Origin of the sequence: Rhizobium changzhiense, from assembly GCF_013087625.1 — a bacterium.
GTDB classification, from domain to species: Bacteria; Pseudomonadota; Alphaproteobacteria; order Rhizobiales; family Rhizobiaceae; genus Rhizobium; species Rhizobium sophorae.
In genome coordinates this window covers 165,508-177,496 of record NZ_JABFCQ010000008.1, presented here as the reverse complement: position 1 = coordinate 177,496, position 11,989 = coordinate 165,508, and the positions used below count along the sequence as shown (strand labels likewise).

At 62.1% G+C, this 11,989-nt stretch carries 11 protein-coding genes; 9 read left to right on the top strand and 2 right to left on the bottom strand.

Features of this window, described 5'->3' with window-relative positions; translation table 11 throughout:
* The first annotated feature begins 37 nt into the window (after window positions 1-37).
* From G9X68_RS29560 to G9X68_RS29550, 3 genes are all read left to right on the top strand, one after another.
* A complete protein-coding gene (locus tag G9X68_RS29560; protein ID WP_171605410.1) occupies window positions 38-937 on the top strand; it encodes a LysR family transcriptional regulator in 900 nt (299 codons plus the stop codon).
* Between the two features lie 139 nt (window positions 938-1,076).
* The gene (locus tag G9X68_RS29555) at window positions 1,077-1,613 is read left to right on the top strand and encodes a biliverdin-producing heme oxygenase (protein ID WP_171605439.1); all 537 of its coding nucleotides are present in this window, start codon (window positions 1,077-1,079) and stop codon (window positions 1,611-1,613) included.
* Window positions 1,610-4,177 carry an HWE histidine kinase domain-containing protein gene (locus G9X68_RS29550; RefSeq protein WP_171605409.1) on the top strand — a complete coding sequence of 856 codons (2,568 nt, stop codon included), beginning with the start codon at window positions 1,610-1,612 and terminating at the stop codon, window positions 4,175-4,177. Before G9X68_RS29555 ends, G9X68_RS29550 begins: the two co-directional genes overlap by 4 nt.
* A 5-nt stretch (window positions 4,178-4,182) precedes the next feature.
* Here G9X68_RS29550 and G9X68_RS29545 read toward each other — a convergent pair whose 3' ends face one another.
* Window positions 4,183-4,836, bottom strand: coding sequence for a TetR family transcriptional regulator C-terminal domain-containing protein (locus G9X68_RS29545; protein ID WP_171605408.1), 654 nt, complete (start codon window positions 4,834-4,836; stop codon window positions 4,183-4,185).
* Between the two features lie 302 nt (window positions 4,837-5,138).
* Between G9X68_RS29545 and G9X68_RS29540 the strand changes: the two genes are divergently transcribed.
* From G9X68_RS29540 to hydA, 3 genes are read left to right on the top strand one after another with little or no spacing between them, the layout of a single operon-like run.
* Window positions 5,139-6,392 (top strand): Zn-dependent hydrolase, encoded by a 1,254-nt coding sequence (locus G9X68_RS29540; RefSeq protein WP_171605407.1) that lies wholly within the window; start codon window positions 5,139-5,141, stop codon window positions 6,390-6,392.
* Window positions 6,389-6,997: a hypothetical protein gene (locus G9X68_RS29535; protein ID WP_171605406.1), complete on the top strand. Its 609-nt coding sequence runs from the start codon at window positions 6,389-6,391 to the stop codon at window positions 6,995-6,997. Before G9X68_RS29540 ends, G9X68_RS29535 begins: the two co-directional genes overlap by 4 nt.
* A gap of 35 nt (window positions 6,998-7,032) precedes the next feature.
* A complete protein-coding gene (gene hydA / locus G9X68_RS29530; RefSeq protein WP_171605405.1) occupies window positions 7,033-8,487 on the top strand; it encodes a dihydropyrimidinase in 1,455 nt (484 codons plus the stop codon).
* A gap of 58 nt (window positions 8,488-8,545) precedes the next feature.
* On the opposite strand, the gene G9X68_RS29525 is transcribed toward hydA, so the two are convergent.
* Entirely contained in the window at window positions 8,546-8,959 is a 414-nt protein-coding gene (locus G9X68_RS29525) for a cupin domain-containing protein (RefSeq protein WP_003542280.1), read from the bottom strand.
* A gap of 94 nt (window positions 8,960-9,053) precedes the next feature.
* Here G9X68_RS29525 and G9X68_RS29520 point away from each other — a divergent pair, with 94 nt between their 5' ends.
* From G9X68_RS29520 to G9X68_RS29510, 3 genes are all read left to right on the top strand, one after another.
* On the top strand, window positions 9,054-9,839 hold the full coding sequence (locus G9X68_RS29520) for an ABC transporter ATP-binding protein (protein WP_168314298.1): 786 nt from the start codon (window positions 9,054-9,056) through the stop codon (window positions 9,837-9,839).
* 63 nt (window positions 9,840-9,902) lie between these two features.
* Entirely contained in the window at window positions 9,903-10,832 is a 930-nt protein-coding gene (locus G9X68_RS29515; protein WP_171605404.1) for an ABC transporter permease subunit, read from the top strand.
* On the top strand, window positions 10,829-11,956 hold the full coding sequence (locus tag G9X68_RS29510; RefSeq protein ID WP_171605403.1) for an ABC transporter permease: 1,128 nt from the start codon (window positions 10,829-10,831) through the stop codon (window positions 11,954-11,956). The genes G9X68_RS29515 and G9X68_RS29510 overlap by 4 nt, the downstream gene beginning before the upstream one ends.
* Window positions 11,957-11,989 lie beyond the last annotated feature (33 nt).

The window sequence follows — 11,989 nt, the reverse complement described above, 5'->3', positions numbered from 1 at the left end:
ATATTAATTCTCCAGAATGGTTCCAAAGAGGAAACAAGTGGAACAGCTCAAGGGTATCTCGATCTTTGTCGAAGCCGTCGAGGCCGGTGGCTTTTCGGCTGCCGCCGAGCGGCTCCATCTCACACGTTCGGCGGTCGGTAAGACGATCGCACGGCTGGAACAGCGTCTCGGCGTGCGCCTCTTCAACCGTACGACACGCATGCAGAGCCTTACCGAGGAAGGCCGCTTCTTCTACGAGCGCTGCCTGCGGGCGGTCGAGGAAATCCGCCTCGGGGAAGCCATGCTGGAATCCGGCCGGCGTGATGTCCGCGGCCGGCTGCGCATCTCGATGCCAGTGCTCTTCGGCCGCCACTGCATCGCGCCGGTCCTCGCACGCCTGCTCGATGAGCATCCGAATCTCGAACTCGACCTTTCTTTCAACGACCGTATCGTCGACCTGCTCGAAGACGGCTTCGATCTTGTCGTCCGCAACGGACCGCTGAAGGACAATCCGGATCTGATGGCGCGGGCGATCGCCCGCCAGCGCATGACCGTCTGCGCATCGCCCGCCTATCTGGAAAAACATGGCGCGCCGCAGACGGTCTTCGATATTCCGCAGCATGAAGGCATCGTCTACAGGCGGGGCGATGACGATAGGGGCTGGATCTTTCCCACTGCAACCGATCCCGGGCGGCGGATGCCGCCAAAGGCACGGCTGCGGCTCGACGACCTCGCTTCGATTTCCGATGCGGCCGTCGCCGGGCGCGGTCTTGCCTGGCTGCCCTGCTGGCTGGTCCGCGAGGAGGTGCTGGCAGGCCGGCTCATTCAGGTGTTGAAGCACGAACCGGCCAATGTCTTCGATGCCCATGCCGTTTGGCTGCGCTCTCCGGTCATGCTGCCGAAGGTGCGGCTCGCGATCGATACGCTTGCCGCAGGACTGCCGGCAATGATGGGCTGAAGCGCTCGCCGCGTCTGTGAGCGACGAGAAACCCATGTTTTTCCTAGACGTTTCCCTGGAAATCACTCGTTGCCGCAGTATATCCGCTCATTCACCGTCCGTTGTGGACGGCCGCCATATCACTCGGAACACGGTCAGCATGTCACTTCGCAGCGCCCTCCGCGCACAAACTGCAGATTGCCACGCCGCGGTGGACACCCTCTTCGGCAGTTTCAACCTCTCACGCACCCAGGATTATAAGGCTTTCTTGCGCGCGCATGCCCGCGTCGTACCATCAGTCGAACATGCGCTTGAGAATGGAGGAATCGGCCGTCTGCTGCCGGACTGGCCGGAACGACGGCGCGCGCATCTGTTGGCTGCCGACATACGGGAACTCGATGATCGATTGCCCGTCCTGCTTCCACAACCGGTATTGCGCTGCGACGCAGCGGTCTGGGGTGCCGCCTACGTCCTTGAGGGCTCCAAGCTCGGCGGCGTGCTGCTCGCCAAGGCCGTGCCCGACCACTTGCCCAGCAGCTATCTGAGCCCGCAAGGCCCGAAGGGCGCCATGCGGCTTTTCATGGATCGTCTTGACGCGAGCAAGGTGGACGATCCCGGTGTTGCCGCCGCCGCAGCCCGCGATGTCTTCGAGCTCTTCCTCAAAGCGGGGCAAGTCGAACTGGAAGCCGTCCCATGAGCGGCACGCACGAACCCGTCGATCTCACCAACTGCGACCGTGAGCCGATTCACCAGCTCGGCTCGGTCCAGCCCTTCGGCTTTCTCATGGCGGTATCCTCAGACTGGATCGTCATGCGCGCCTCCGCAAATCTGGCGGAGTTTCTCGGAGTGACACAGGCCGACGCGCTCGGCCGTTCCATTATCTCTGTGATCACACCCGAAGCACTCCACGCAATCCGCAACAAGCTTACCACGCTGCGTGGTTCCGACGTCGTCGAGCGCATTTTCGGCATTGCCCTGATGCCCGATCAAAACAGGTTCGACATTGCCGTGCACCTGAACGAAGGTGAGGTCATCATCGAAGGCGAGCGCTGCCAGGAAGACAAGCACGACGCCGCGTCGCTCTCCATGCGCAGCATGATGTCGCGCCTCGACCACACGGAAACACTGGAAGCTTTCTTCCGTGAAGGTGCAAGACAGGCGCGGGCGCTTACCGGTTTCGATCGGGTCATGGTCTATCGTTTCGATGAAGGCGGTTCCGGCGAAGTGGTGGCGGAAGCTGCCCGGGCCGGCATCGGCTCGTTTCTCGGGCTGCACTATCCGGCTTCCGACATTCCGGTACAGGCGCGCGCGCTTTATCTGCGTAACCTGTTCCGCATCATTGCCGATGTCAACGCCGTCACGGTCCCGATCCTGCCGCAGCTCGATGAGCACGGCCGGCCGCTCGATCTCTCCATGTCGGTATTGCGTTCGGTTTCGCCGATCCACATCGAATATTTGAAAAACATGGGCGTTGGCGCTTCGCTCTCCATATCGATCGTTGTGGACGGTAGGCTCTGGGGTCTGTTTGCCTGCCATCACTACGGCCCGCGTCTGCCTTCGGCCCAACGCCGCTCCACTGCCGAACTCTTCGGCCAGATGTTTGCGTCGCGCCTTGAAAGCCGCGAACGGCGACTGGCTCTCGACTACGAGACCAAGGCGCGCCGCATTGCCGACCGGCTTCTCACCTCCGTCGCAGACAATGCGAGCCTGCTCGACGATCCGGCCTGGCTGATCGAGGCGCTCGCCGACGCCATTCCTGCCGACGGGATCGGCGTCTGGATCAACGGCCGGCTGGCCCTTGCCGGCATCGGGCCGAATGAGAGAGGCTTCGCAGCCCTCGTCCGCCACCTCAACCGCAACGCCGCCGGCCGCATCTATGCCGTGGACAGGCTCGCGGAAGCCTATCCGGATCTTGAGGTCGGCGATGCGGTGGCAGGCATGCTCGCCATCCCGATCTCGCGTTCGCCGCGCGATTACGTCGTGCTTTTCCGTCAAGAATTGGTGCGCACCGTTCGCTGGGGCGGCGACCCGCACAAGCCGGTGGAATACGGCCCGAACGGCCCGCGACTAACGCCGCGCAAGAGTTTCGAGGCTTGGTCGGAATTGGTGCGTGGTCGCTCCCTCCCCTTCACGGAGGCCGAGCACCGTGTCGCCGAAACCATCCGCGTTACACTGATCGAGGTGGTATTGCGCCTCACCGACGAGGTCAGCATGGCGCGCCAGACGGCAAACGAGCGCCAGGAACTGCTGATTGCCGAGCTGAACCACCGCGTCCGCAACATATTGGGCCTCATCACCGGCATTATCCGGCAGTCACAGGCAACGTCGGTCGGCCTTGGCGACTACATCCGCCAGCTCGAGGGCCGCATCCAGTCGCTCGCCCGCGCCCATGACCAGATCACCCGCGATCACTGGGCGCCCGCTTCGCTCCGGCAATTGCTGCTGGCAGAGACCGCCGCCTATCTCGGGAAAAATGCGCAACGCATTCAAATGAGCGGCGAGGACGTGCTGCTGGAACCGCAGGCTTTTTCCACCGCCGCCCTTGTTTTCCATGAGCTGATGACCAACAGCGCCAAATATGGCAGCCTTTCCGGCACCGGCAGCGGCATCGTCCAACTCGGCTGGCACCGCGACGACGAGGGCAATCTGCGCATCGGCTGGCGCGAAAAGGATGGTCCGCCCGTCGTCGAACCCAAACGCCATGGCTTCGGTTCGACGATCATCCGCCGCTCGATCCCCTATGACCTCGGCGGCAAGGCCGAGGTCCGCTACGTCAAGGAGGGGCTCGAGGCCGATTTCTGCATTCCGGCGCGACATGTCGTCGGCCCAACGAGCGAACCGTCAAATCCGGCTTCAGTCGGACCGACCGAACGCAAGACCAATCCCGACGATCAGCCGCTCGCCGGCCTGAACGTTCTGCTGGTGGAAAACAATCTGATCATCGCCATGGATGGGGAGGACATTCTGCGCCGCCTGGGCGCCGACGTAGCAACTGCGCCAAGTGTCACTGAGGCGATGGAAATTCTGGCAGGCCAGTCCTTCGATCTGGCGCTTCTCGATGTCAATCTTGGCAATGAGACGAGTTTCGGGATTGCCGACCGGCTGGCAGCTGATGGCGTTCCCTTCGTTTTCGCCACGGGCTATGGGGAGGGCATTGCCCAGGCGAACAGCCACTCGGACGCGCCCGTGCTGCAGAAGCCTTATACGATGGAAGGCGTGACGGATATTCTTGCCCGGGTGCCGCTCCCGAGGAGAGGGTAAAACCCTCACCCCCCAAGGGGATCCGGTGGTCGCAGGCCGCCGATGAAGAGCTGTTCGAGAAACCGCGCCGCATCCTCGAAGCGCCCTTCGCCCGAATGTTCCTGTCCCAGCACGGCACGCACCTGGACGTCGAAATCCGCGTAATGCTGCGTCGTCGACCAGATGGAGAAGATCAGGTGATAGGGGTCGCATTTGACGATCTTGCCTGATTTCGCCCAGGCGCGGATGACCTCCGCCTTCTCGTCGACCAGCTCCTTCAGCGGCCCCTTCAACTCGTCCTCGATATGCGGCGCGCCCTGCAGCACCTCGTTGGCGAAAAGCCGGCTCTCGCGCGGAAAATCGCGGGCCATCTCTAGCTTGCGGCGAATGTAGCTGCGGATTTCCGCCTCCGGGTTACCTTCGGCGTCGAAGGCCCGCAGCGGCTCCAGCCAAGTGTAGAGCACCCGGTCGATCAGCGCCCGGTGCATGGCTTCCTTGGTGCGGAAATAATAGAGCAGGTTGGGTTTCGACATGCCGGCCACTTCGGCGATCTGGTCGATGGTCGAGCCACGGAAACCGCTTGCCGAAAACACGTCGAGGGCCGCTTCCAGGATCTGCTCTTCCTTCTCCTCCTGGATTCGCGTCCGCCTCAGGGTTTTCGCTGCTCTCGGTATGGTCACAGGTTGTTATTTCCCCTTGAAATTCAACTTCTTCGCTCAAGTTTTGCTGGAAGCGACCGCCGCCGCTTTCTTGAGCAACTGCCCGTATTTTTATCGGCAATTTTCGTGATTTTCGTCTTGAGCCCGGCGGTGGAAGTTGTAATGTTTACCAATCGGTCAAATTATCCGCCAGATGCAAAACAAAGGCAACTGGCGATTTTCCGGCGCTCGACAAAACCAATAAGGGGGCGCAGGAAAGGACTACGGGAACAGGCGAGCATGCCTCTTTGCATGACTGCCGCAAACAGGTGAGGGCATACAAAATGGTGGCAGCACCAGGCGAGAACATGCGCGTCAATGGCGACCGTCTTTGGGACAGTCTCATGGAGATGGCGAAGATCGGCCCCGGCATAGCAGGCGGCAACAACCGCCAGACGCTGACGGACGCCGATGCGCAGGGCCGCAGCCTTTTCAAAAAATGGTGCGACGATGCCGGTTTGACCATGGGCGTCGATCGCATGGGCACGATGTTCGCCGCCCGCCCCGGCACCGATCCCGATGCTCTGCCCGTCTATGTCGGCTCGCATCTCGACACTCAGCCGACCGGCGGCAAATATGACGGCGTGCTCGGCGTGCTTGCGGCTCTCGAAGTCGTGCGCACGATGAACGATCTCGGCATCAAGACCAAACATCCGATCGTCGTCACCAACTGGACGAATGAGGAAGGCGCCCGTTTTGCGCCCGCCATGCTGGCGTCAGGCGTCTTCGCCGGCGTGCACAGCCTGGACTTCGCCTATAATCGCAGGGACCCTGAGGGCAATCTGTTCGGCGACGAACTGAAACGCATCGGCTGGGTCGGCGACGAAGAGGTCGGCGCCCGCAAGATGCACGCCTATTTCGAATATCACATCGAGCAGGGACCGATTCTCGAAGCCGAGGAAAAGCAGATCGGCATCGTCACCCATTGCCAAGGCCTCTGGTGGCTGGAATTCACGCTGACCGGTAAGGAAGCCCATACCGGTTCGACGCCGATGAACCTGCGCGTCAATGCCGGTCTCGCCATGGCCCGCATCCTGGAAATGGTCCAGGACGTGGCGATGGGCGAGCAGCCAGGCGCCGTCGGCGGTGTCGGCCAGGTGTTCTTCTCGCCGAATTCGCGCAACGTCCTGCCGGGCAAGGTCGTCTTCACCGTCGACATCCGCTCGCCCAACAAAGAGAAGCTCGACCGCATGCGGGCAAAGATCGAGGCGAAAGCGCCTGAGATCACCGATGCACTCGGCGTCGGCTGTTCCATCGAGGCGATCGGCCACTTCGAGCCGATCACCTTCGATCCGAAACTGGTCACGTCGGTGCGCGACGCTGCCGAGCGGCTCGGCTACAGCCACATGAACATCATCTCCGGCGCCGGCCACGACGCCTGCTGGGCCGCCAAGGTCGCACCTGCAACGATGGTCATGTGCCCCTGCGTCGGCGGCCTCTCGCACAATGAGGCGGAAGAGATCTCCAAGGAATGGGCGATGGCGGGAGCCGATGTGCTGTTCCATGCGGTGGTCGAGACGGCGGAGATTGTGGTGTGATGGCGCCAGACTTGCCAACGACTTATCTCGATTATGCTGATATCTTTAAGTTCGAAACTCAACGAACTGGCGACGACCTCGCGTGGGCCACCGCCAATGTGACGCCAGTGAGTGAAGGACCGTGGGGCGACGTCCCTGGTGTGCAGATATTCTACATTGGCATCAATACGGCAGACGAGCGGATCAGGCTTCCGCAAATATCGAGCTTTTGGCGATATAAACCTTCTGGTGTTCAGCTGGCCAAGTCAGATGACCGCGACCCAGATGCGCTCCACCAAACCCACTATATCTATGGGCCTGGGCCCGGTGTCGTTCGGATCGAACTCGGCCCTTCCATGTCCGGAATCTTGATCGAACGTCCCAAAGGCTGCCAACCCATACAAGCAACCGGACTGATCGATGGGAAGGATTTCTACTTTCGCGAAAGCGATGGTTTTTGGTCCTTGTCAGTCGGCGGCACCCATGTCGTCGAGCGGCCCGACTGGCATTATGAAGACGAGCATGACACGCCCGATGAGTTGAGTGAGGCGGACGTCTACAGCCTTATCGCCAAGGGTGCGGCGCTCTTTAGAAACGGCACGCCCACGGTGGCAGTAGAGCCGTGAGAGTAATAGGATCGCAGGGAAAGGGAACAGCAGCCATGACCACAGTCATCAAGAACGGCACCATCGTCACGGCCGACCTCACCTATAAGGCTGACGTCAAGATCGACGGCGGCAAGATCGTCGAGATTGGTCCGAACCTCTCGGGCGACGAGACGCTCGATGCCTCCGGCTGCTACATCATGCCGGGTGGTATCGACCCGCACACCCATCTCGAAATGCCCTTCATGGGCACCTATTCTTCCGACGATTTCGAGAGCGGCACGCGCGCCGCCCTTTCCGGCGGCACGACGATGGTCGTCGATTTCGCCCTTCCCGCCCCCGGCCAGTCGTTGCTCGAAGCACTGACCATGTGGGACAACAAATCGACCCGCGCCAATTGCGACTATTCCTTCCACATGGCGGTCACTTGGTGGAGCGAGCAGGTCTTCAAGGAAATGGAGACGATCGTCCGCGACAAGGGCATCAACACCTTCAAGCACTTCATGGCCTATAAGGGCGCGCTGATGGTGGACGATGACGAGATGTTCGCCTCCTTCCAGCGCTGCGCCGAACTCGGCGCTCTGCCGCTGGTACATGCCGAAAACGGCGACGTCGTCGCCTCGATGTCGGCAAAGCTGCTCGCCGAGGGCAATAACGGCCCCGAGGCGCATGCCTATTCCCGGCCCGCCGAAGTGGAAGGTGAAGCCACCAACCGCGCCATCATGATCGCCGACATGGCCGGCTGCCCGGTCTATATCGTTCACACCTCCTGCGAACAGGCACACGAGGCGATCCGCCGTGCTCGCGCCAAAGGCATGCGGGTCTATGGCGAACCGCTGATCCAGCACCTGACGCTCGACGAGAGCGAATATTCCAATCCCGACTGGGATCATGCGGCGCGCCGGGTGATGTCGCCGCCCTTCCGCAACAAGCAACATCAGGATTCACTCTGGGCAGGGCTTGCCTCCGGTTCGCTGCAGGTGGTCGCCACCGACCATTGCGCCTTCACCACGGCGCAGAAGCGTTTTGGCGTCGGCGACTTCACCAAGATCCCGAACGGCACCGGCGGCCTCGAAGACCGCATGCCGATGCTCTGGACCCATGGCGTCAACACTGGCCGACTGACGATGAACGAATTCGTCGCCGTCACCTCGACCAACATCGCCAAGATCCTCAACATCTATCCGAAGAAGGGCGCGATCCTTGTCGGCGCCGATGCCGATATCGTCGTCTGGGACCCGCAACGTTCCAAGACCATCTCGTCCAAGGCCCAGCAGTCGGCGATCGACTACAACGTCTTCGAAGGCAAGGAAGTGACCGGCCTGCCGCGCTATACGCTGACGCGCGGCGTTGTCGCGATCGAGGAAAACACCATCAAGACCCGCGAGGGCCACGGCGAGTTCGTCAGGCGCGAACCGGTCACGGCCGTCAGCAAGGCGCTTTCCCAGTGGAAGGACATCACCGCGCCCCGCAAGGTGACGCGCAGCGGCATTCCGGCAAGCGGCGTCTGACGATGGTGCCTGACGATACGGCCATCAACCGGGGACCGACGACTTCATGCCAATGACCTCACGCCGGTACCAAAGCGTCCAACTCCGGCAGAAGCACGACGCTTTCCTGCTCGTTCGGATCCGTGCGGGCGATGATCGCCGTACACGGCGTGCTGCTGAGGTTTGCCGGCAGGTGCGGCACGCCGGCCGGGATATAGAAAAGTTCGCCGGCATGGACGATGACGTGATGCTCGAGCCGGTCTCCGTACCAGGTATGGGCTTCGCCGGAGAGCATGTAGATCGCCGTCTCGTGCGCCTCGTGCAGATGCGCCTTGGCGCGGACGCCCGGCGGGATTGTCAGGAGGTGCATGCAGATGCCCTTGGCGCCGACCGTCTCGGCCGCGACCCCTTGGAAATAGCTGAGCCCCTGCTTGCCGTCATAGGCATGATTGGGGCGAACGATGTGGCAGGTGGGCTTTGATGTCACGTCCATCCTCATCCTCCATGGAGTGTGTCGTCGATAAAACCGGCGGTAATGATAGCACGCAAACCGCGTTCCCGCGGCGAAAACAAGACTGGTCGCATTGATGCAAACACCCTCCGTCGTATCCGCCAAGGATCTCTGTCTCACCTACCAGGCCAATGACGGCCCGGTGCGTGCACTGAGCAATGTCAATCTCGATGTCCGCAAGGGCGATTTCGTCTCTTTCATCGGCCCGTCGGGCTGCGGCAAGACCACTTTCCTGCGTGTCATCGCCGATCTCGAAAAGAGCACCTCGGGCGAGATCTCGATCAACGGCATGACACCGGAAGAGGCTCGCAAGGCCCGCGCCTACGGCTATGTCTTCCAGGCGCCGGCGCTCTATCCCTGGCGCACCATCGAAAACAATATCGCCCTGCCGCTGGAGATCATGGGCTATTCCGGCGCCGACCGGACGCGGCGCATCGCCGAAGCGCTCGATCTCGTCAGTCTTTCGGGCTTCGAGAAGAAATTCCCCTGGCAGCTTTCCGGCGGCATGCAGCAGCGCGCCTCGATCGCCCGCGCTCTCGCCTTCGACGCCGACCTGCTGCTGATGGACGAGCCCTTCGGCGCCTTGGACGAGATCGTCCGCGACCATCTGAACGAAGAGCTGCTGAAACTCTGGACCCGCACCAACAAGACGATCTGCTTCGTCACCCATTCCATCCCCGAGGCGGTCTACCTCTCGACCAAGATCGTGGTGATGTCTCCGCGCCCGGGCCGCGTAACCGATGTGATCGACTCGACCCTGCCGGCCGAACGCCCGCTCGACATTCGTGAAACCCCCGAGTTCCTGGCAATCGCCCATCGCGTCCGCGAAGGGCTGAGGACGGGGCATAGCCATGAGGTTTAGGCGGTTGAGTTCTAGGGTTACCCGTAGCGGCACGCTCAACGCCAATATCTGGGGGCGGTCGCTGTGAAACCCGACACCTTCAGGGACAAGATCGTCCCCGTCACCACAATCCTGCTTGCCCTCGTCGTCATCTGGTATGTCGCCGCCATCCTGATGAACGCGCCGTTCCAGCGCGACATGGACGGCCGCGCCGGCGCCACCCCTACGACCCTCGAATTCATCGGCAAGACGCTCGCCCAGCCGAAGCCGATCCTGCCGGCGCCGCATCAGGTGGCGCAGAACGTCTACGAGAATACCTTTCTGCGCAGCCTTTCGAGCAATCGCAGCCTCGTCTATCACAGCTGGGTAACCCTCTCCTCCACCCTGCTCGGCTTCGGCTTCGGCATGCTGCTCGGCATCCTTCTCGCAGTGCTGATCGTCCATAACCGCGCCATGGATCGCTCGCTGATGCCCTGGCTGGTGGCGAGCCAGACCATACCGATCCTCGCCATCGCGCCGATGATCGTCATCATCTCCTACAATGTACTGACCGGCGACAATGCAATTGCGCATCTGCTGAACCTCGATTCCGACGCTTCCCGCCTCGTTTCCAAGGCGCTGATCTCCACCTACCTCTCTTTCTTTCCGGTCGCCGTCGGCATGGTGAAGGGGCTGCGTTCGCCTGAAATCATGCATCTCGATCTGATGCGCACCTATTATGCCAGCCCGATGCAGACCTTCTGGAAGCTGCGCGTTCCAGCCTCGATCCCCTTCCTCTTCACGTCGATGAAGGTGGCGATCGCCGCCAGCCTGGTCGGCGCCATCGTCGGCGAGCTGCCGACGGGTGCCGTCGCCGGCATCGGTTCGAAGCTGCTCGCCGGGTCCTATTACAGCCAGACCATCGATATCTGGGCCGCCCTCGTCGCCGGATCGCTGCTGGCGGGCATCCTGGTTGCGGTTGTCGGCGTTGCGGCGAAGATCGTCGACCGCGCCATGGGCGGGAGGCCGGCATGAGACATCTGACCTTCTCCTGGCAAGGCGTGGTCGCCCTCCTCCTCTGTGTCGGGGCGCTGACGGCTCTGCCGCTCCTGGCCGAGGGCGCGGCGCGCGCCCTCACCGACGGCACGGCAAGCCTCATTTTCACCATCGTCATCGCGGCTGCCCTGCTGTCAATCGCACCGCAGCCGCCGGCATATCGAGCCACCGTGCTGTTTATCGGCGCGCATGGCGCCGCCTGGATGCTGCTTTCGGCTCTCTCCGGCAACGAGGGCACGGCGATGCGGGCTTTCTTCCTGCTGCTCTTCGCCTGCTGGCTGCTTGCCTGGCGATGCGTCACCGAACTGTCGAAACTGCAGCCCGTCACCACTTTCGGCAAGTCGGCGCTCCAGCTCCTGATCCCGGCGATCTTCGGCGCCTGGATCCTCATTCTCTGGGAGGCGGTCACGCGTGGCGCCGGCGTTCCCTTCATCCTGCTGCCGCCGCCGAGCGCCATCGGCGCGCGGTTCATGGCGTCGCTGCCCATCCTCGGCGCGGACGTCAGGCAGACGATCTTCAAGGCGGTGCTGATCGGCTATATCGCCGGCTGCCTCAGTGGCTTCGTCGTCGCGGTCCTCGCCGACCGCATCGCCTTCCTGCGCCGCGGCCTTCTGCCGATCGGCAACATGGTCTCGGCCCTGCCGATCATCGGCGTCGCCCCTGTCATGGTCATGTGGTTCGGTTTCGACTGGCCGTCGAAGGCCGCCGTCGTTATCATCATGACCTTCTTTCCGATGCTGGTGAATACCGTCGCCGGCCTTGCCGCCTCCGGCAGCATGGAGCGCGACCTGATGCGCACCTATGCCTCCGGCTATTGGCAGACGCTGCTGAAACTCAGGCTTCCGGCGGCAATGCCCTTCATTTTCAATGCACTGAAGATCAACTCGACGCTGGCGCTGATTGGTGCCATCGTTGCGGAATTCTTCGGGACGCCGATCGTCGGCATGGGCTTCCGTATCTCCACCGAGATCGGCCGCATGAATGTCGACATGGTCTGGGCGGAAATCGCCGTCGCGGCGCTGGCCGGCTCGATCTTCTATGGCATCATCGCCCTGACCGAACGGGCGGTGACGTTCTGGCATCCGTCTATCCGTGGTGGCTAGGCGCGCGCGGGCTCCTGAAACGGGTCCGGGCAT